Raw genomic sequence first — 18,200 nt, 5'->3', positions numbered from 1 at the left:
CGCATCGTATCGGCGTACGGATGCGATCGCTGCCTGCGACGCGCGGTTCGTCGAACAGCACGCCCGGCACTGGAGCATGAATGTTCGCGAGACGGGCCTGACGGCAGGCCCCAAGCAACGCCGCGTCACAATGCTGTCGATCGAGGGCGCGAGCGGCGGGATGGCCGACCCGGCCGAGCATGCGACCACGCTCGACGCGTTGCTTCCGGACCGGAACGAGTGCTATTGAGCGCGAAATTCCTCGCGGGTCATCCCGGCAGCGATCCCTATTCGGGGGTATCGGCCGAAGGGTGCGGTTCAATGCGCCGGAACGACCGGCGCCTGTTGCGCAGGCCGAACCGATCAACCCGCTCAGGCAAAAACGAAGTACTTGCGCACCGTTTCCACCACTTCCCACGTCCCTTTCATGCCGGGCTCGATCACGAATACGTCGCCGGCCTTCAGGTGCACCGACTCCTCGCCTTCCGGCGTGATGATGCAGTAGCCATCGAGGAAATGGCAGTACTCCCATTTCTCGTAGTTCACCTCGAACTTCCCCGGCGTACAGATCCAGGTACCCATGATCTTGCTGCCGTCCTTCGAGACGTAGGCGTTGAGGTTCACGGTGTGCGGATCGCCGCCGATGCGCTTCCACTTGGTCGCATCAAGGACCGGCGTCGGACAGGTTTCGCGCAAAACGGTGATGAAATCGGACATGTCAGCTCCAAACGATCGGGTAAGTGATCCGTCACGTTAGTTCGGAAGCGTTGCTGGGGCTTGTATGCTTCCGACACCGACTCGTCTATTTTCGACACCGGCTCGTCTGCAAGCGCGCTTCCCTCTGGCTCGGGTGGAATGGCCCCAGGTTTGCGGGTTCAACCAATCGGGCAAAATGCGTCGATGGACCGCGCTTTTATCCGCATCCTCCTGCCGCCGAAATCTTCGCGAACTGCCGTAGCCAGGTCGCGAATCTGATCAATGGTCAGTGGTGGAAAATCGTTGGGGCATTTGATGTAGTCCGTGCGACGACTATCCCCGCGATACAGGCCATCCCACAACGGCCAGGCAACCCTCGGTTCGAGCGTTCCACATCCCTGCAACTGGCTCCATCTCGACCTCCGCAAGCCGCCCGAGGTCACGTATGGGATCGACACGACTTGTCCCCTCATGAACAACGGAAACCGGTGCGCGGACAAGGCTCTCCGGGCAGCCCCCCGTAGCCTCGGTTACACGACGGGCTTGGGGAGGTAAGTTTCCTCCTCCGCCGGAATGCTGCCATCCCGGTAGCGCTTGTCTTCCCACAGAAGCCGCCAGCGCACCACATGTTCGTCGTTGGTACCTTCCAATAGGTACTTGTGGGCAATACTGCCTTTGAGGAAGTAGCTCGGACAGCCCACCTTGCCGGCCGGAAACCACGGCTCCCAGATACCCTCGACAGGAATCTCCTGATCGCTGTCAATCTCGCCGCTTGCTGATTCGTTCTTCGGCGGACAGGGAGGAAGCTCTGCGGGATAGCTGCGACCGGGCGGCCAATATCGCCAGGCAGGAAATAACGGATCCTGGAACAACGATTCATACGTCCAATGCGTGAACACGCGAGTGCCGCCGTCGGCACGCTTGCCATAGGTGAGGTATTCGGAAAAATCGAATCCGACCGTGCACTTGAGCGCGTAGCAAATCAATCTCTCGATCCACACGCCCTCCGCGAACCCGGTGGCGTACACCGGATCCGAAAAGTTGGTGTCCTTCAGTCCCAGTGAATGAAAAAACGGATCGTATCTACGACCGATTTCAAGCGCACTCCGTCCAAACAACAGGTCGCCACCTTGCCGGCTTCCTGTAACCAACGCGTCGTATGCTGCTCGTTTGTCAAGACCTCGGCGCAATGCATCGATGCCCAGATCCATGCGCACCAGTGCCCCCGAGAAATCATGTGAGTAGGCTTCCTCGAGCTCCACCTGATTTGGGCTCGGTGTGTCCAGTTGTTTTGCATACGCACCGAGAAAGTCCCGATATAGTCCAACCGCGTAGTCGAGGAACGTGACACTCGTCCATTTCTTGAGCAGATAAAACGCCTTTGCTCGCGCATCCCGTTCCTGCTCGGGGGTCATGGTCAAAATATTCAACATCATGGAACCTGTTCGTCCGTCGATTGTTTGCCGCCATCGGCTAGCGCTCTCCGCGCATAACCTTCGTGTCCGATCTTGGCCGATCGCTCGCGCTCGGCCAGCCTGCGCGCCGTATGGATATATCCGTTGACTGGCAGATAAGACTTGTTCGCCTGCTGAATCCACAGCGTCATCGTATTTATTGCAAGCCCACGGTGGCTCGCGCTCTCAATGGAACGGCTCCCCGGTTATATCGCCGAAATCGTAGCGGGGCCGACAAGTCATGAGAATGTCGGCCGCCGAGGCCAGCAATATATCGAACCAGGCGTTCAAACGCGAATCGCTCGAGAAGCGTATTCGACCCATCCGTTGGGCCGTTGAAATTCCGCTCCGATTACAGCGCGCCGAAGCGGGTGCCCTCGGCGTGGATGGCCGATCCCGTAAACCCGGCACCGCCAGCGACGCCACCGCTCCAGTATCGAGCCATGCCAGTCTCGCTACGACCGCCCGAAACCTCCCGCTTGCCTTCCCCACCCCAACCCCTGTAGAATTGCGCGTTCTGCGGGCGTCGTATAATGGCCATTACCTCAGCTTCCCAAGCTGATGACGTGGGTTCGATTCCCATCGCCCGCTCCACTTTCCGGCTGCATCGCAGCCTGCGCATGAGCCGCCTCGTCGAAGGCGGCTTTTTTGTACCATATGCCGGTTCCCCCGGCGCACTGCCGCGCGCAACGGGCCCTCGCCCGCAACACAGCTTTTCTCTGTCACCGATGATGCACGACGATCCGAACGAAGCCGGCCTGCCGCCGCACGACGACACCATTCCCGACGAAGCCGCCGAAGGCACCGACGCGGTCAATCCGCTGCACCACCGCCGCATCCGCAGCTTCGTGACGCGCGCCGGCCGCGTGTCGACCGGCCAGCGCCGCGCGCTCGACGAACTCGGCCCGCGCTTCGTGGTGCCGTACGCGCCGGCGTTGCCCGACTGGAACGCGGTGTTCGGCCGCAGCGCGCCGCGCATCCTCGAGATCGGCTTCGGGATGGGCGCATCGACCGCGGAAATCGCCGCGAACCGCCCAGGCGACGACTTCCTCGGCGTCGAGGTGCACGAGCCGGGCGTCGGCGCGCTGCTGAAGCTGATCGGCGAGCAGGATCTGACGAACATCCGCATCATCCAGCACGACGCGGTGGAGGTGCTCGAGCACATGCTCGCGCCGGAAAGCCTCGACGGCGTGCACATCTTCTTCCCCGATCCGTGGCACAAGGCGCGCCACCACAAACGCCGCCTGATCCAGCCGCCGCTCGTCGCGCATCTCGCGTCGCGCCTGAAACCCGGTGCGTACATTCACTGCGCGACCGACTGGCAGAACTACGCGGAACAGATGCTCGAAGTGCTCGGCGCGGAGCCGACGCTCGAAAACACGGCCGCCGACTATGCGCCGCGCCCCGACTACCGCCCGGTGACGAAGTTCGAACGGCGCGGGCTGCGGCTCGGCCACGGCGTGTGGGACCTGGTGTTCCGCAAGCGCGCAGGCTGAGCCCTTCCGCCGAGGCGGCGCACGTCGCACCGCCCCGAAAGACAAAACGGCCCGACCGGCATCTGCCGATCGGGCCGTTTGCTTATAGAAGCGCGCCGGACACCGGCGCCCGCATCACGCCCAGTTCAGCCAGCCGCTGTACCCGACCAGCAGCACGAACAGCCCGAACCCGATCCGGTACCACGCGAACACCGTGAAATCGTGCGTCGCGACATAGCGCAGCAACCAGCGCACGCACACGAACGCGCTGACGAACGCCGCGACGAGGCCGAGCGCGAACAGGCCGAGCGAATCGACGGTGAACGCCTGCCAGTCCTTGACGGTTTCATAGAGCGTTGCGCCGAAGATGATCGGAATCGCGAGGAAGAACGAGAATTCGGTGGCGACGCGCCGGTCGAGGCCGAACAGCATCCCGCCGATGATCGTCGAACCCGAGCGCGACATGCCGGGAATCAGCGCAAAACACTGCGCGATGCCGACCTTCAGCGCATCGAGCGGCGTCAGCGCATCGACCGACACTACGCGCGGCGGTTCGCTGCGCTCGCGCTGCCGCGCCTCGGCCCACAGGATGATCGCGCCGCCCACGACGAGCGCGAACGCGACAGGCACCGGCGAGAACAGCACGGCCTTGATCTTCTTCTCGAACAGGAGGCCGAGCGCGATCGCGGGAATCGTCGCGATCACGACGTTCAGCGTGAAGCGCCGCGCGTCGGGCCGGCTCGGCAGCCCGGACACGATGGACGCGATCCGCTGCCGGTATTCCCAGCAGACCGCGAGGATCGCACCGAACTGGATCACGACGTCGAACGTCTTCGCGTGCGAATCGTTGAAATTCAGGAAGCTGCCCGCGACGATCAGGTGGCCGGTGCTCGACACCGGCAGGAATTCCGTCAGCCCCTCGACGACGCCGAGGATCAAAGCCTTGCAGATCAGGATCCAGTCCATCCGTGGCCCAACTCCGAAATGGTCGAATGAATGGGCCACTCACTCGCGCGCGACCCCCTACGGCCGAGCGCGGTTCGTCGTCATTTTTCGACGATCGCCACGCGTATGCCGTTTGTAAGAATCGTAATTGTACCGGGTTCGTAGTTCACCCCGGCAAATTGCAGTTGCTCGGGCTTGAACGTGTAGATCGGATAGTTGGTCAGCAACTGCGTCGCGAGCAGGCCGGCGGCCGCGCCGACCTGTTGCGCGTACATCTGCGCGTCGCCGTCGAGCGCGAGGCTGTCGACGGCCGGCGACTTCAGCACGACCGAGCGGCTCGGCGCGTCGTAAGCCAGCTGGCCCGACACCGTAAACTTGCCGCTGACGGGCGCACGCAGGAACGGGCTCGCGAAATGGGCGTCGAGCTGCACGGCCACGCGGTTCTGGTCGGGCAGCAGGTTGACGGCCGGGTTCGCGAGCGACACGTCGACGACCTGCGCGACCGTCTTCTGGTACGGGAACTTGCGCGCGACGGCTTTCTGCACGTCGCCGCGCGAGAACGTGTAGTGATCGGGGATGAACGGGAACGTCGACGCGCACGCGGCGAGCGAGAGCGTCACGCCGATGGCGCCGACGGTTGCGGCGAGAAAACGGCGCCGGCCGGGCGCGCAAGGTACGGTCATGCTGGACACTCTCCTGGTTGCGACGGCCGCGTCGCGGCCTCGAGACGCGTAAGCCACGCGAGCGCGTCGTCGCGCGACGCGCCGCACATGTCCGCTGCCGGCTGCAACCCGGAACAGCACGCGGGCCGCTCGGGGCGGCCGAAGATCCGGCAGCGCAGGTCGTCGCCGAGCTGCACGCAGCGCACGCCGGCCGGCTTGCCGTCGGGCATGCCCGGTATCGGGCTGGAAATCGACGGCGCGATGCAGCACGCGCCGCAGCCCTCGCGGCACGCATGCGGCGGCGGGACATCGGCGGGCGCCGGGCGGACAGGCATTTCGACGGACACGCGGCTCTCTCGAACGAACAACAAAAAACGGTGCGGCAACCGGACGCGGTGCCGGCAGCCCCACCCCGCATTGTGCCATCGCCGGCTGCGACGTTATTACACAATGCAGTCCAATCGCGCGTTTATATACTCGAAAGCATCTAAAAAGCGCGAGACCACCATGCGTTCCGGTTCTGCCGACACAATGTTCCGTCCCGATTTGCTCGCGAAGTACGGCGCGAACGGGCCGCGCTATACGTCCTACCCCACCGCGCTGCAGTTCCGCGACGATTTCGACCCGGCCGACTATGTCCGCGCGGCCAGCGACCCCGGCGCGTCGTCGAGCGAGCTGTCGCTGTACTTCCACATCCCGTTCTGCAACACCGCGTGCTTCTACTGCGGCTGCAACAAAATCGCGACCAACAACCGCCGCCGCGCGCGCCCGTATCTCGACCAGCTCAAGCGCGAGATGGCGCTGCAGGCCGCGCTGTTCGATCCCGCGCGCCCGGTCACGCAGCTGCACTGGGGAGGCGGCACGCCGACCTTCCTGTCGGACGACGAAACGGCCGAGCTGATGGCGGCCACCCGTGAGCACTTCGCGCTCGCGCCGGACGCCGACGCCGAATTCTCGATCGAGATCGACCCGCGCACGGCCACGCCCGCGACGCTCGTCCACCTGCGCAACATCGGCTTCAACCGGCTGAGCCTCGGCGTGCAGGATTTCGATCCGGTCGTGCAGCAGGCGATCAACCGCATCCAGCCGCTCGCGATGACGGCCGACCTGCTCTCCACCGCGCGCACGACGGGCTTTCATTCGGTGAGCGTCGACCTGATCTACGGGCTACCGCACCAGACCGTCTCCGTGTTCGCACGCACGCTGGAAACGATCATCGAACTCGCGCCAGACCGTCTGTCGGTGTTCGGCTACGCGCACATGCCGCACCTGTTCAAGATGCAGCGTCAGATCGACGACGCGACACTGCCGCCGCCGGAGACGCGCATCGCGCTGCTCGGCCTCGCGATCGACATGCTGACGTCGGCCGGCTACGTGTACATCGGGATGGACCACTTCGCGCGGCCGTCCGACGAGCTCGTGCGCGCGCAGCGCAACGGCACGCTGCAGCGCAATTTCCAGGGCTACAGCACGCGTGCGGATACCGACCTCGTCGGGTTCGGCGTGTCGTCGATCGGCAAGGTCGGCGACGTCTACGCGCAGAACGCGAAAGACCTGCCCGCGTACGGCGCCGCGCTCGACGCGGGCCGGCTGCCGATCGCGCGCGGCGTACGGCTCACGCCCGACGACCGGCTGCGCCGCGACGTGATCACGCAACTGATGTGCAACCTTGACCTGCCGTTCTCGCACGTCGAGGCCGCGCACGGCATCCGCTTCGCCGATCATTTCGCGCGCGAACTCGACGCATTGAGCCCGTTCGAGCGCGACGGGCTGCTGACGATCGCGGCCGACCGCCTGACGATCCATCCGGCCGGCCGGATGGTCGTGCGCAACATCGCGATGGCATTCGACGCGTATCTCGGCCAGGCGCAGCAGCAGCGCTATTCGCGCACGGTCTGAATTCGGCGGCCCCGGCCGGCCGCACGCGGGCGGCCGGTTTGATACAGTGTGGGGCTTACGCCCCGCCAGAATCCGCACGATGCGCACCACCAAAGCGACCCACGCGGTCGAACGTCTGAAGACCCGCTCCGGCAACCCGCAATTCGCGGCCGTCGCGACGGCGGGCGGCCTGTTCTATCTCGTCGACCGCTCCGGCGGCGCCTCCGAAAAGCGCTGCGAGCCGCTGCCACTCGACGAGTTCGTCAAGTTCGTCGACCAATTCGGCCCCCAAAAGCCGCGCAAGGCGAGCAAGCTCGACCTCGCGTTCGAGGCGCAGATCAAGAAGAGCAAGGGGTAAAGGTCTGTTGCAGGCCGCCTGAAGGCTTCCCGGCCGCCCCGTTTGGTACAATCACGAAGTTTCTCTATCCCCGCTGATGGCCGACTCGGCTGCGTGACCACACCATGAATATCGAAAACGCGCGTTTCAACATGATCGAACAACAGATCCGGCCGTGGGACGTGCTGGATCTCGACGTCCTGGGCCTGCTGTCGATCGTCAAGCGTGAAAACTATGTTCCGGCCGAATACCGCGATCTCGCGTTCGCCGACCTCGAACTCCCGCTGCCGGGCGGCAGCAAGATGCTGTTCCCGCGCGTCGAAGCGCGCGTGCTGCAGGAGCTGACGGTCAAGAAACACGAGAACGTGCTCATCATCGGCGCCGGCTCGGGCTACCTGGCTGCGCTGTTCGCGCACCGCGCGCAGCACGTGACGGCCGTCGAGATCGATCCGACCAACGCGAAGTTCGCGGAAGACAACCTGCGCAACGACGCCGTGACCAACGCGGAAGTCGTGCTCGGCGACGGTTCGCGCGGCTGGGCCGGCAAGGCGCCGTATGACGTGATCTGCGTCGCGGGCGGCCTGCCCGCCGTGCCGCAGGAAATGCTCGAACAACTGAAGGTCGGCGGCCGCCTCGCGGCATTCGTCGGCGGCCGTCCGGTGATGAAGGCGCAGATCATCACGCGCATCGACGACAAGCAGTACCGCGTCGCGGACGTGTTCGAAACGTACATCGACCACCTCGTCAACGCGATCGAGCCGTCGCGCTTCAAGTTCTGAGCGACGGAGCCACCATGCAGATCCTGACGGCCGCGATGCTCGCGGAATGGCTCGGCGACAAGGCGCGCCCCGCGCCGGTCGTGCTCGACGTGCGCGAACCGTGGGAAATCGCGACCGCGCACATCGCCGGCAGCGTGTCGATCCCGATGCAGCAGATTCCCGCGCGCAGCGAAGAGCTCGACGATGAAGCGGAAATCGTCTGCGTGTGCCATCACGGGATGCGCAGCGCGCAGGTCGCCATGTTCCTCGAATCGCGCGGCTTCACGAAGCTGTACAACCTGCAAGGCGGGATCGACGCGTGGTCGCGCGACGTCGATCCGTCCGTGCCGCGTTACTGAGTTACTGATCCTGCCGGCGGCGCATCACGCGCCGCCGCACCGGCCGGCCCCCTGCCGCCGGTCACACTGATCCGCCGAACGGGCGCGCATGGCGCGCCCGTTTCTCTTTCCCGCTCCGGTTTGCCTCGGCGTCGTCGATCGTGGCGCGAAGTCATGGCGCACGGCCGTTCCCGCACCATGTGCAGGTGCAGGCACCGGAACGGGGAACCCAGACCGTGCACCATTTACGCCCGTGAACCTGCACCGCGACGGACCGGGCATGCTGCACGACGCGTCATGCGCACCGTCCCGACGCCACGCACCACCCCGCGCAGGCACGCCGGACGTGCATCCGCACGACTGGCACATGCCTTGCGTTACTCCTTGGCCGACGCCTTCGCGGCGCACGCATATCCAACACGTCAAGGGGAACCCGATGAAACGTCGCAGTCTGTTGAAGTTCGGTTCGATGGCCGGCGCACTCGCGCTCGCGGGCAAGAGCCCGTTCGTACACGCGGCCGATGCGGGCACCGGCCCGATCAAGGTCGGCATCCTGCATTCGCTGTCGGGCACGATGGCGATCTCGGAGACGTCGCTGAAGGACACCGCGCTGATGACGATCGCCGACATCAACAAGAACGGCGGCGTGATGGGCCGCAAGCTCGAGCCGGTGGTGGTCGATCCCGCGTCGAACTGGCCGCTGTTCGCGGAGAAGGCGCGCCAGTTGCTCACGCAGGACAAGGTCGCGTGCGTGTTCGGCTGCTGGACGTCGGTGTCGCGCAAGTCGGTGCTGCCGGTGTTCGAGGAACTGAACGGCCTCCTCTACTACCCGGTGCAGTACGAAGGCGAGGAAATGTCGCGCAACGTGTTCTACACGGGCGCGGCGCCCAACCAGCAGGCGATCCCGGCCGTCGAGTACCTGATGAGCGCGGAAGGCGGCGGCGCGAAGCGGTTCTTCCTGCTCGGCACCGACTACGTGTATCCGCGCACGACCAACAAGATCCTGCGCGCGTTCCTGAAATCGAAGGGCGTGAAGGACGCCGATATCCAGGAGGTCTACACGCCGTTCGGCCACAGCGACTACCAGACCATCGTCGCGAACATCAAGACCTTCTCGCAAGGCGGCAAGACGACCGTGATCTCGACGATCAACGGCGACTCGAACGTGCCGTTCTACAAGGAGCTCGGCAACCAGGGGATCAAGGCGACCGACGTGCCGGTCGTCGCGTTCTCGGTCGGCGAGGAAGAGCTGCGCGGGATCGACACGAAGCCGCTCGTCGGCCACCTCGCCGCGTGGAATTACTTCATGTCGGTGAAGAACCCGACCAACACGAAGTTCAAGGACCAGTTCGCCGCGTGGGTGAAGGCGAACAACCTGCCGGGCGGCGCGAAGCGCGTGACCAACGACCCGATGGAAGCGACCTACGTCGGTATCCACATGTGGAAGCAGGCCGTCGAGAAGGCGAAGAGCACCGACGTCGACAAGGTGCGCGTCGCGATGATCGGCCAGACCGTCGCCGCGCCGTCGGGCTTCACGCTCACGATGGACGGCAATCATCACCTGCACAAGCCGGTGATGATCGGCGAGATCCGTGGCGACGGGCAGTTCAACGTCGTGTGGAAGACCAAGACCGCGGTGCGTGCGCAGCCGTGGAGCCCGTACATCGCGGGCAACCAGGGCAAGCCGGACGTCGTCAGCTCGATCCCGGCGTTCCTGCGCCGGCAGCGCGCGGCGCTGGCCTGATGCGGGGTGGGCGCGTCGCGCCTCACGCGCGACGCGCCGCTCGCACACCGATGCCGATACCGATGCGCCGGTCGCGCTTGCCGTGACGAACCGCACGCGCTCGCGCATCGCCGCCTGCATTCGCTTCCCCACGCCCGACAGGATTTCCCGATGCCTACACGCTTTCGCCGAGCCGCCGTCGCGATCGTCGCGTGCGCCGCCCTCGCGGGCGGGCTGCCACGCGCCGCGTTCGCGCTGACGGCCACCGATACCGCCGCGCTCGCCGGCGACGACTTCGACGCGAAGACGGCCGCGATCGAACGGCTCGCCGCCGACTCCGATCCGCGCGCCGTCGCGCTGCTCAACGCGCTGTCGACCGGCGACGCGCTTGCGACCGGCGACGGCCGCCTGCTGATCCAGGCCGGCGACACCGCGCACGATGCGCTCACGCAGGCCGCGACGCCGGCCGGAGACGCGCAGCCGGTGATGCTGAACAACCTGCTGCGCACGAAGATCGCGGGCGCACTGTCGGGCCTCGCGCTCGCATCGCCCGACGTCGCCGCGCGGCGCGACGCGATCGACGCGCTGCTGAAGTCGCCCGACCCGGCGCTCAAGCCGATGATCGACCGCGCGCGCGCAAAGGAAACCGATCCCGCGCTGAAGCGCCGCCTCGACGCACTGTGGGCGATCGCCGCGCTGCACGACGCCGATCCGGCGAAGCGCCTCGAAGCCGTGCAGGTGGTGGCCGCGCGCCGCGACCTCGACATGATCGAACAACTCCGCCCGCTCGTCGCGAAGAACGCGGACGGCAGCTATGCGGAGCCCGACGCGCGCGTGCGCGACGCCGCGCAGCAAGGGCTCGATGCACTGCACACGCTGCAGCGCCGCGGCGAGATCGTCGGCACCCTGTTCGCCGGCCTGTCGCTCGGCAGCGTGCTGCTGCTCGCCGCGCTCGGCCTCGCGATCACGTACGGGCTGATCGGCGTGATCAACATGGCGCACGGCGAATTCCTGATGATCGGTGCGTACGCAACCTATGTCGTGCAGACGCTGATCCAGCGCTACGCGCCCGGCGCGTTCGACTGGTATCCGCTCGTCGCGGTGCCCGCGTCGTTCGCGGCGGCCGCGCTTGTCGGCATCGTGCTCGAGCGGCTCGTGCTGCGCCATCTGTACGGCCGCCCGCTCGAGACGCTGCTCGCAACCTTCGGCGTGAGCCTGATCCTGATCCAGGCGACGCGGATGCTGTTCGGCGCGCAGAACGTGCAGGTCGTGAACCCGTCGTGGATGAGCGGCGGCGTGACCGTGATGCAGAACCTGATCCTGCCGTACAACCGGCTCGCGATCCTCGCGTTCGCACTCGCGGTGGTGTTCGTCGCGTGGGCCGTGCTGACGAAGACGCGGCTCGGCCTGTTCGTGCGTGCCGTCACGCAGAACCGCCGGATGGCCGCGTGCGTCGGCGTGAAGACCGCGCGCGTCGACATGTACGCGTTCGCATTCGGCGCGGGCATCGCGGGCCTCGGCGGCTGCGCGCTGTCGCAGATCGGCAACGTGGGCCCCGACCTCGGCCAGAACTACATCATCGATTCGTTCATGGCGGTCGTGCTCGGCGGTGTCGGCCAGATCGCCGGCACCGTGCTCGGCGGCTTCGGGCTCGGCCTCGCGAGCAAGGCGATCGAGCCGTTCTGGGGCGCCGTGCTCGCGAAGATCGCGGTGCTCGTGATGATCGTGCTGTTCATCCAGAAACGTCCTCAGGGCATGTTCGCCCTGAAGGGCCGCAGCGCGGAGGCTTGACGTGACTTCATTCACCCACTCGTTGTCGAACCCGGCCGCTGATGCGTCGCAGCCGGCTGCCGCCGCACGCGCGGCCGACGGTTTCGCGCTCGGCTTGCCGCCCCGCCCCGCGCTGCTGTCGCGGCGCGCGTGGCTCGCGCTGATCGCGCTGTGTGTCGCAATCGGCATCGGCGTGCCGCTCGCCGCGCTCGTCGCGCCGGAGTCGAGCGCGTTCCATCTGTCCGCGTACGCGATGACGCTCACCGGCAAGCTGATGTGCTACGCGATCGCCGCGCTCGCGCTCGATCTCGTGTGGGGCTACTGCGGGATCCTGAGCCTCGGCCATGGCCTCTTCTTCGCGCTCGGCGGCTATGCGATCGGCATGTACCTGATGCGCGAGATCGGCCGCGACGGCAAGTACGGCAGCGACCTGCCCGACTTCATGGTGTTCCTCGACTGGCACCAGTTGCCGTGGTACTGGAGCGGCACGCAGCATCTCGCGTGGGCGCTGCTGCTGGTCGTGCTCGTGCCGGCCGTGCTCGCCTGGGTGTTCGGCTTCTTCACGTTCCGCTCGCGCGTGAAGGGCGTGTACCTGTCGATCATCACGCAGGCCATGACGTTCGCCGCGATGCTGCTGTTCTATCGCAACGAGACGGGCTTCGGCGGCAACAACGGCTTCACCGACTTCAAGCGCATCGCGGGTTTTGCGATCACGTCGCCCGGCACGCGCACGGTGCTGTTGCTGCTGACGTTCGCGACGCTGGTGCTCGCGTTCATCGCCGCGCGTGCGATCGTCACGAGCAAGCTCGGGCGCGTCGTCACCGCGGTGCGCGACGGCGAGACGCGGCTGATGTTCCTCGGCTACAGCCCGCTCGCGTACAAGCTGTTCGTGTGGACCGTGTCGGCCGTGCTGTGCGGCATCGCGGGCGCGCTGTATGTGCCGCAGGTCGGCATCATCAACCCCGGCGAGATGTCGCCGGGCAACTCGATCGAGATGGCGATCTGGGTCGCAGTGGGCGGGCGCGGCACGCTGATCGGTCCGATCGTCGGCGCGTTCGCGGTGAACGGCGCGAAGAGCCTGTTTACCGCGTACTTCGCCGAATACTGGCTGTTCTTCCTCGGCCTGATCTTCGTGCTCGTGCCGCTGCTGCTGCCGCGCGGGATCATGGGCCTCGTCGAAACCGTGCTCGCGAAGGGGAAACGCGCATGAACGGAACGGCCCTCTACCAATTCACGCCGCCGCCCGAGGACGAACTGCTGGCCGTCAGCGGCACCGCATCGATGGGGCGCGTGGTGCCGCCCGGCATCGACACGTCGCACGGCACGATCCTCTACCTCGAGGATATCGAGGTGAGCTTCGACGGCTTCCGTGCGCTGAAGAAGCTGTCGCTCGCGATCGACGCGGGCGAGCTGCGCTGCGTGATCGGCCCGAACGGCGCCGGCAAGACGACGATGATGGACGTGATCACCGGCAAGACGCGCCCCGACGCGGGCAAGGTGTTTCTCGGCCAGACGCTCGACCTCGCGCGGATGAACGAGCCCGAGATCGCGCGCGCGGGCATCGGCCGCAAGTTCCAGAAGCCGACCGTGTTCGAACAGCATCCGGTGTGGGAGAACCTCGAGCTCGCGATGCAGACCGACAAGGGCTGGCTCGCGTCGCTGCGCGCGCGGCTCGACCGATCCGCGCAGGCGAAGATCGAGGAGACGCTCGCACTGATCGGCCTCGAGAGCCACGCATTCCGCGCGGCCGGCGAACTGTCGCACGGGCAGAAGCAGCGGCTCGAAATCGGCATGCTGCTGATGCAGCGCCCCGCGCTGCTGCTGCTCGACGAGCCGGCGGCCGGGATGACCGACCACGAGACGATGGAGCTCGCCGAGCTGCTGAACACGCTGCGCGGCACCTGCTCGATGATGGTCGTCGAGCACGACATGGAATTCGTCGCGGCGCTCGCGGGCGACACCGGTCGCGTGACGGTGATGGCCGAAGGCGCGGTGCTCGCGCAGGGCACGCTCGACCAGGTCAAGCGCGACGACGCGGTGATCGAGTCTTATCTCGGACGATGATGCGATGCTGAAGATCGAAGCACTGAACCAGTACTACGGCGGCAGCCATATCCTGCGCAACGTGAACCTCGCCGCCGACGACGGCAAGCTCACCGTGCTGCTCGGCCGCAACGGCGTCGGCAAGAGCACGCTGCTGCGCTGCGTGATGGGCGTCGTCGCCGCGAAGAGCGGCAGCGTGTCGTGGCGCGGCACGGCGCTCGGCGCGCTGCCGCCGTATGCGCGCGTCGCGGCCGGGCTCGCGTACGTGCCGCAGGGCCGCGACATCTTTCCGCGGCTGACCGTCGAGGAAAACCTGCTCGTCGGCGCGGCGAGCCGCAAGGCGCCGTCGAAGGTGCCCGACCGCATCTACGACCTGTTCCCGGTGCTCAAGGACATGCGCGCGCGGCGCGGCGGCGACCTGTCGGGCGGCCAGCAGCAGCAGCTCGCGATCGGCCGTGCGCTGATGAGCGAGCCGCAGTTGCTGATCCTCGACGAGCCGACCGAAGGCATCCAGCCGTCGATCATCCAGGACATCGGCCGCACGCTGCGCCAGCTCGTCGACGAATCGAACCTGACGGTGCTGCTCGTCGAGCAGTATTACGATTTCGCGCGCTCGATCGCGGACCGCTACTGGGTGATGAGCCGCGGCGAGATCGTCGCGGGCGGCGACGCACGCGATATGGAAACGCACGGCGTGCGCGAACTGATCGCGGTGTAGCGTCCGGGGAGCGCGGAAAGCACGCCGACGGCGCGCTCCCGACGGCCCCCTTGCCGATAGGGATATCTGCCGACTTATCGGCAGCGATCTACTTTGACGAGACTTGATCAAATTGCTGCTGCAGCATCGCTGCTGCCCAAGCGCCACATTCCGATCTTGCCCAGCTTCGCCGCCAACTGAAGCCGCGCCGATCGCCAATCTGCCAGTGCGTGGATCCTCTGCCGCTTCGCTCCTGCAAGTGTCAACTGGGCATTCAGCAACTCGATAATGCTCCCACCGCCGATCCAATATCGATGCTCCGCAGCATCGTGCGAACGCCGGGCTATCGATAACAGCGTTTCGTTATGCTCAAGATTGTGCATCGAGCTACGAAGCGTCGGGTAGGCGTTCCATACGTCTCGTACCCTACGCTGCCGATTCCTCAATTCGCGCTGCCTCTCGATCGAAATCACCGTTGCCGTCATCTCTCCGCTTGCGCTGCTGCCCTGCCGGCAAGACAGCGATGCGGCGGCCTGATGCACCTAGCTGACCAGAGTTTTCGTGCAACTTGGCGAGACCGGCACGGCCATCTTGCGACCGTTCGACGCCATAAGCTTGCCGGGCTGCATGGCGCCGCGCACCGACGTGGCATGTATAGAAAAATTCACCGCCAACTAAAGTGTTTGACTCTCGCTTTGCCGCGTCACCGCATTGATAGGATTGTTGCCTGAGCTACCGGATTACGCGGATACGTCCGCAAACCGCCCCTCACGGCCCGGACAGAAGCCGAACTCAGTAAAACACTGCCTCCAGAAACGTTGAAACGCCCCGGACTCCATCCTGGCGGTCCGGCAGGCTATATCGCGTTCGACGGCCCAATCGCTTCACCTATTTTTAGAAAACTGCCGCCATGAAAATCGACACCTGGATTACCTGCTTTCTCGCCTCCTGGATCTTCTCGCTATCGCCTGGTTCGGGTTCCGTATTTTCCATGACCAACGGGCTGAACTATGGATTCAAGCGTGGGTATTTGGGCGTCGTTGGACTGGTGCTCGGCCTCTGGGCGGTATTTTTCGCGGTTGTGGTGGGGCTTGGCGCGATGATTCAGGCTTCGCCCATAACGTTCAATATCATCAAGTGGGCTGGCGTGGCTTACCTCTTTTACCTTGGATTCGGTCAGTGGCGAACCAAGGGCTCGCCGATCCATGTTTCGCGCTCGGACGCGCCGAAGATCGGCGTCCTCGAGCTCGTTGGAAAAGGCATTGCACTGAACTCGGTGAACCCGAAGTGTTACCTATTCATGCTGGCAGTCATTCCGCAGTTCATCGACTCGAACGCCCCGCTGACATCTCAGTACCTCGCTATCGCGCTCACCTTCGCCTTCACCGACCTGGTGGTAATGGCTGGCTATACGGGGCTTGCCTCGAAGGCACTCATCTACCTAAAAACCGAGCGGCACGTCTCGATGCTGAACAAGACCTTTGGTTCGCTGTTCATGCTGGCAGCCGTCGTGCTGGCGACATTCCAGCGCGTGGTCGACTGAGCTATGAGCCTTTCCATGAACCATCATCCCGATCCGCATGTGCATGAACCATCCGTGTTGCATGCAGTGCACGAACTGGTGCGCCAGAGCTGCGAACGATACGCCGGTCGGGTCGCCATCGAGGAGCCCGGGCAGGCCGTCCGTTACGACGTGCTGGCGCAACGGATTGACGCGATGCGATCTCGCTTGGCGCAGGCCGTCGCGCCCGGCAGCGTCGTCGCCGTCGTGGGCCATCGTAGCGTCGAAACCATCGTGGCGGCTTTGGCCGTTTGCTCGCACGGCTGCGTCCTGATGAATATCGACGACGAGCTGCCGGAGGAGCGCCAACACCTGATGGTCGGCAGCGTCCCGCCCACCGTGACGATACGCTGCGGCGCGGCGACGCAATTCGAACTGGCCCAAGCGTCACCGGCCCGCTTCGCGGCCATCGACACCGACCACGCCTACATCGCGTTCACCTCGGGATCAACTGGGCGCCCCAAGGCTATCCTCGGCAGCCACCAGGGTCTGTCTCACTTCGTGCAGTGGCAGGGCCATGAGTTCTGCATTGGACCGGATGATCGCTTCGCACATCTGACCAATATGTCATTCGACGTCTGGTTGCGGGACGCCTTCACGCCACTTGTCAATGGTGCAACCTTGTGCATTCCCGGTGATCGCCACCTAGGCGCGCGCGACCTCTTCGATTTTCTTGAAGCGCATGTCATCACTGCCGTACACGTCGTGCCCTCGGTCGCCAACCACTGGATCAACAGCGCGCCCGCGCGTCCAGCAATCGCCTCGATGCGGCTGGCCTTCTTCGCTGGCGAGCCGCTGGAAGGCGTGCTCGTGCGGCGATGGCACACGCGCTTTCCAGCGTGCGAAGTCGTCAACCTGTACGGTCCGACCGAAACCACGCTCGCGAAGCATTTCAAGCGCGTGCCTTCGCAACCACTCGATGGCGTTCAGCCTGTTGGCCATCCGATTCCCGGATCGGCAACGCATATTCTCGACGAACAATTACGTCCCTGCGCTGAGGGAGTCGTGGGCGAAATCTGCATTGAGACACCCTGGCGTTCGCACGGCTACGTGCATGAAGCAGGCCTGCTCGCGCCGTTTGTGGATTTTCGGCCTTCCGGCGGACCTGCCCGCAGCGTCTATCGCACCGGTGATCTCGGCCTGCGCAAGGCGGATGGCGAGATCGAAATCCGCGGCCGTCTCGATGACCAGGTCAAAATCAATGGCGTGCGCGTCGAACTGCTGGAAGTGAAGTCCGCGATCGTCTCGTTTCCAGGCGTTCGGGACGTCTTTGTCTGCACGACGGGGGCGGGCTACCAGCGCGGAATCGCGGCCGTCCTCGAGGCTGCGCAGGAGGTCGCCGCTCGCCTGATGACTCATCTTCGCGAACTCCTGCCAGCCGCGATGGTGCCGTCGCGCATCCTGACACTCCCCGCATTGCCCCGATTGCCCAATGGCAAGCTCAACCGGACAGAGTTGTCTCGTCTGGCGGCGGCGAGTCCACCGCCGTCGCCCGTGCCATCGCTGCTTCGCTCAACCGGCACAACTGCCACGGAACGGCTCGAGTCGCTATGGAGAGAGGTACTGCGAGCGGACTTGGTCGATCAGCATCGCAACTTCTTCGAGTCGGGCGGCACGTCGTTGACGATCGTGGAACTGCACGCCCGCATCGAAGAGACGTTCCAGATCCGGCTTCCGATCGTGCGGCTCTTCGAGCACGCTACGCTCGCCTCGCAAGCCGCCATGCTGGCTAACGACGCGGATCCCGGCACCGCCGCAACGCCGCGAGCGCATGCGACGCCGCACACCGTGCGTTCTCACACCCTGAGTGCGCGCCATCGCCGCACCCGACAATTGGAATTGCAACGGAGCGAGCGTCATAACCCAGACGCTCAGGCTTGAATT

20 protein-coding genes and 1 tRNA gene are annotated in these 18,200 nt (G+C 65.2%); 14 read left to right on the top strand and 7 right to left on the bottom strand.

The features are described 5' to 3' along the window. Positions 1-76: 76 nt before the first annotated feature. Positions 77-229 (top strand): hypothetical protein, encoded by a 153-nt coding sequence (locus tag HWX36_RS07680; RefSeq protein ID WP_175951571.1) that lies wholly within the window; start codon positions 77-79, stop codon positions 227-229. A 122-nt stretch (positions 230-351) separates the two neighbouring features. On the opposite strand, the gene HWX36_RS07675 is transcribed toward HWX36_RS07680, so the two are convergent. The 3 genes from HWX36_RS07675 to HWX36_RS07665 all read right to left on the bottom strand — a co-directional run bounded on the left by HWX36_RS07675 (position 352) and on the right by HWX36_RS07665 (position 2,281). Then, positions 352-696, bottom strand: coding sequence for a cupin domain-containing protein (locus HWX36_RS07675; protein ID WP_152864713.1), 345 nt, complete (start codon positions 694-696; stop codon positions 352-354). Between the two features lie 509 nt (positions 697-1,205). After that, the gene (locus HWX36_RS07670; RefSeq protein WP_175951570.1) at positions 1,206-2,111 is read right to left on the bottom strand and encodes an Imm72 family immunity protein; all 906 of its coding nucleotides are present in this window, start codon (positions 2,109-2,111) and stop codon (positions 1,206-1,208) included. Continuing rightward, positions 2,108-2,281 (bottom strand): hypothetical protein, encoded by a 174-nt coding sequence (locus HWX36_RS07665; RefSeq protein ID WP_175951506.1) that lies wholly within the window; start codon positions 2,279-2,281, stop codon positions 2,108-2,110. Before HWX36_RS07665 ends, HWX36_RS07670 begins: the two co-directional genes overlap by 4 nt. Before the next feature lie 367 nt (positions 2,282-2,648). Between HWX36_RS07665 and HWX36_RS07660 the strand changes: the two genes are divergently transcribed. Both HWX36_RS07660 and trmB read left to right on the top strand, forming a co-directional pair. Continuing rightward, positions 2,649-2,723, top strand: a tRNA-Gly gene (locus HWX36_RS07660). A gap of 134 nt (positions 2,724-2,857) precedes the next feature. After that, entirely contained in the window at positions 2,858-3,625 is a 768-nt protein-coding gene (gene trmB / locus HWX36_RS07655) for a tRNA (guanosine(46)-N7)-methyltransferase TrmB (RefSeq protein ID WP_175951569.1), read from the top strand. A 114-nt stretch (positions 3,626-3,739) separates the two neighbouring features. On the opposite strand, the gene HWX36_RS07650 is transcribed toward trmB, so the two are convergent. The 3 genes from HWX36_RS07650 to HWX36_RS07640 form a co-directional block, all read right to left on the bottom strand. Next, complete coding sequence (locus HWX36_RS07650) at positions 3,740-4,570, bottom strand: undecaprenyl-diphosphate phosphatase (protein ID WP_175951568.1); 831 nt, start codon at positions 4,568-4,570, stop codon at positions 3,740-3,742. Between the two features lie 80 nt (positions 4,571-4,650). After that, on the bottom strand, positions 4,651-5,232 hold the full coding sequence (locus HWX36_RS07645; RefSeq protein ID WP_175951567.1) for a DUF1439 domain-containing protein: 582 nt from the start codon (positions 5,230-5,232) through the stop codon (positions 4,651-4,653). Beyond that, the gene (locus HWX36_RS07640; RefSeq protein ID WP_175951826.1) at positions 5,229-5,546 is read right to left on the bottom strand and encodes a YkgJ family cysteine cluster protein; all 318 of its coding nucleotides are present in this window, start codon (positions 5,544-5,546) and stop codon (positions 5,229-5,231) included. The genes HWX36_RS07645 and HWX36_RS07640 overlap by 4 nt, the downstream gene beginning before the upstream one ends. Before the next feature lie 172 nt (positions 5,547-5,718). Between HWX36_RS07640 and hemN the strand changes: the two genes are divergently transcribed. The 9 genes from hemN (at position 5,719) to urtE (ending at position 14,776) form a co-directional block, all read left to right on the top strand. After that, entirely contained in the window at positions 5,719-7,110 is a 1,392-nt protein-coding gene (gene hemN, locus HWX36_RS07635; RefSeq protein WP_175951566.1) for an oxygen-independent coproporphyrinogen III oxidase, read from the top strand. 79 nt (positions 7,111-7,189) lie between these two features. Continuing rightward, positions 7,190-7,447, top strand: a complete 258-nt coding sequence (locus HWX36_RS07630; protein ID WP_175951565.1) for a hypothetical protein — start codon at positions 7,190-7,192, stop codon at positions 7,445-7,447. 104 nt (positions 7,448-7,551) lie between these two features. Further along, the gene (locus HWX36_RS07625) at positions 7,552-8,205 is read left to right on the top strand and encodes a protein-L-isoaspartate O-methyltransferase (RefSeq protein WP_175951564.1); all 654 of its coding nucleotides are present in this window, start codon (positions 7,552-7,554) and stop codon (positions 8,203-8,205) included. 14 nt (positions 8,206-8,219) lie between these two features. Further along, on the top strand, positions 8,220-8,543 hold the full coding sequence (locus HWX36_RS07620) for a rhodanese-like domain-containing protein (protein WP_011351193.1): 324 nt from the start codon (positions 8,220-8,222) through the stop codon (positions 8,541-8,543). 415 nt (positions 8,544-8,958) lie between these two features. Continuing rightward, on the top strand, positions 8,959-10,266 hold the full coding sequence (gene urtA, locus HWX36_RS07615) for an urea ABC transporter substrate-binding protein (RefSeq protein ID WP_175951563.1): 1,308 nt from the start codon (positions 8,959-8,961) through the stop codon (positions 10,264-10,266). 150 nt (positions 10,267-10,416) lie between these two features. Then, positions 10,417-12,036: an urea ABC transporter permease subunit UrtB gene (urtB, locus tag HWX36_RS07610; protein WP_175951562.1), complete on the top strand. Its 1,620-nt coding sequence runs from the start codon at positions 10,417-10,419 to the stop codon at positions 12,034-12,036. 1 nt (position 12,037) lies between these two features. Continuing rightward, positions 12,038-13,225: an urea ABC transporter permease subunit UrtC gene (gene urtC / locus HWX36_RS07605; RefSeq protein ID WP_175951561.1), complete on the top strand. Its 1,188-nt coding sequence runs from the start codon at positions 12,038-12,040 to the stop codon at positions 13,223-13,225. Continuing rightward, a complete protein-coding gene (urtD, locus tag HWX36_RS07600; protein WP_175951560.1) occupies positions 13,222-14,079 on the top strand; it encodes an urea ABC transporter ATP-binding protein UrtD in 858 nt (285 codons plus the stop codon). The genes urtC and urtD overlap by 4 nt, the downstream gene beginning before the upstream one ends. A gap of 4 nt (positions 14,080-14,083) precedes the next feature. Then, complete coding sequence (gene urtE, locus HWX36_RS07595) at positions 14,084-14,776, top strand: urea ABC transporter ATP-binding subunit UrtE (RefSeq protein WP_175951559.1); 693 nt, start codon at positions 14,084-14,086, stop codon at positions 14,774-14,776. Between the two features lie 107 nt (positions 14,777-14,883). Here the strand turns inward: urtE and HWX36_RS07590 are convergent, their stop codons facing one another. After that, on the bottom strand, positions 14,884-15,240 hold the full coding sequence (locus HWX36_RS07590) for a TolC family protein (protein WP_175951825.1): 357 nt from the start codon (positions 15,238-15,240) through the stop codon (positions 14,884-14,886). Positions 15,241-15,665: 425 nt separating this feature from the next. Between HWX36_RS07590 and HWX36_RS07585 the strand changes: the two genes are divergently transcribed. Both HWX36_RS07585 and HWX36_RS07580 read left to right on the top strand, forming a co-directional pair. Continuing rightward, positions 15,666-16,298, top strand: coding sequence for a LysE family transporter (locus tag HWX36_RS07585; RefSeq protein ID WP_175951558.1), 633 nt, complete (start codon positions 15,666-15,668; stop codon positions 16,296-16,298). Between the two features lie 15 nt (positions 16,299-16,313). Further along, positions 16,314-18,197: a non-ribosomal peptide synthetase gene (locus HWX36_RS07580; protein ID WP_175951557.1), complete on the top strand. Its 1,884-nt coding sequence runs from the start codon at positions 16,314-16,316 to the stop codon at positions 18,195-18,197. Positions 18,198-18,200 lie beyond the last annotated feature (3 nt).

It is taken from the genome of Burkholderia sp. BCC0405 (assembly GCF_902833075.1).
Classification (GTDB): Bacteria; Pseudomonadota; Gammaproteobacteria; order Burkholderiales; family Burkholderiaceae; genus Burkholderia.
The sequence above is the reverse complement of the archived record's forward strand: the minus strand, read 5'-3'. Positions and strand labels throughout refer to the sequence as shown.

Coding starts and splice junctions, on each gene's coding strand:
- HWX36_RS07675 (WP_152864713.1), bottom strand. CDS start 696: ATGTCCGATTTCATCACCGTTTTGCGCGAAACCTGTCCGACGCCGGTC.
- HWX36_RS07670 (WP_175951570.1), bottom strand. CDS start 2,111: ATGATGTTGAATATTTTGACCATGACCCCCGAGCAGGAACGGGATGCG.
- HWX36_RS07645 (WP_175951567.1), bottom strand. CDS start 5,232: ATGACCGTACCTTGCGCGCCCGGCCGGCGCCGTTTTCTCGCCGCAACC.
- HWX36_RS07680 (WP_175951571.1), top strand. CDS start 77: ATGAATGTTCGCGAGACGGGCCTGACGGCAGGCCCCAAGCAACGCCGC.
- HWX36_RS07625 (WP_175951564.1), top strand. CDS start 7,552: ATGAATATCGAAAACGCGCGTTTCAACATGATCGAACAACAGATCCGG.
- urtD (WP_175951560.1), top strand. CDS start 13,222: ATGAACGGAACGGCCCTCTACCAATTCACGCCGCCGCCCGAGGACGAA.
- HWX36_RS07590 (WP_175951825.1), bottom strand. CDS start 15,240: ATGACGGCAACGGTGATTTCGATCGAGAGGCAGCGCGAATTGAGGAAT.
- trmB (WP_175951569.1), top strand. CDS start 2,858: ATGATGCACGACGATCCGAACGAAGCCGGCCTGCCGCCGCACGACGAC.
- HWX36_RS07650 (WP_175951568.1), bottom strand. CDS start 4,570: ATGGACTGGATCCTGATCTGCAAGGCTTTGATCCTCGGCGTCGTCGAG.
- HWX36_RS07665 (WP_175951506.1), bottom strand. CDS start 2,281: ATGACGCTGTGGATTCAGCAGGCGAACAAGTCTTATCTGCCAGTCAAC.
- urtA (WP_175951563.1), top strand. CDS start 8,959: ATGAAACGTCGCAGTCTGTTGAAGTTCGGTTCGATGGCCGGCGCACTC.
- HWX36_RS07640 (WP_175951826.1), bottom strand. CDS start 5,546: ATGCCTGTCCGCCCGGCGCCCGCCGATGTCCCGCCGCCGCATGCGTGC.
- HWX36_RS07620 (WP_011351193.1), top strand. CDS start 8,220: ATGCAGATCCTGACGGCCGCGATGCTCGCGGAATGGCTCGGCGACAAG.
- urtB (WP_175951562.1), top strand. CDS start 10,417: ATGCCTACACGCTTTCGCCGAGCCGCCGTCGCGATCGTCGCGTGCGCC.
- hemN (WP_175951566.1), top strand. CDS start 5,719: ATGCGTTCCGGTTCTGCCGACACAATGTTCCGTCCCGATTTGCTCGCG.
- HWX36_RS07630 (WP_175951565.1), top strand. CDS start 7,190: ATGCGCACCACCAAAGCGACCCACGCGGTCGAACGTCTGAAGACCCGC.
- HWX36_RS07580 (WP_175951557.1), top strand. CDS start 16,314: ATGAACCATCATCCCGATCCGCATGTGCATGAACCATCCGTGTTGCAT.
- HWX36_RS07585 (WP_175951558.1), top strand. CDS start 15,666: ATGAAAATCGACACCTGGATTACCTGCTTTCTCGCCTCCTGGATCTTC.
- urtE (WP_175951559.1), top strand. CDS start 14,084: ATGCTGAAGATCGAAGCACTGAACCAGTACTACGGCGGCAGCCATATC.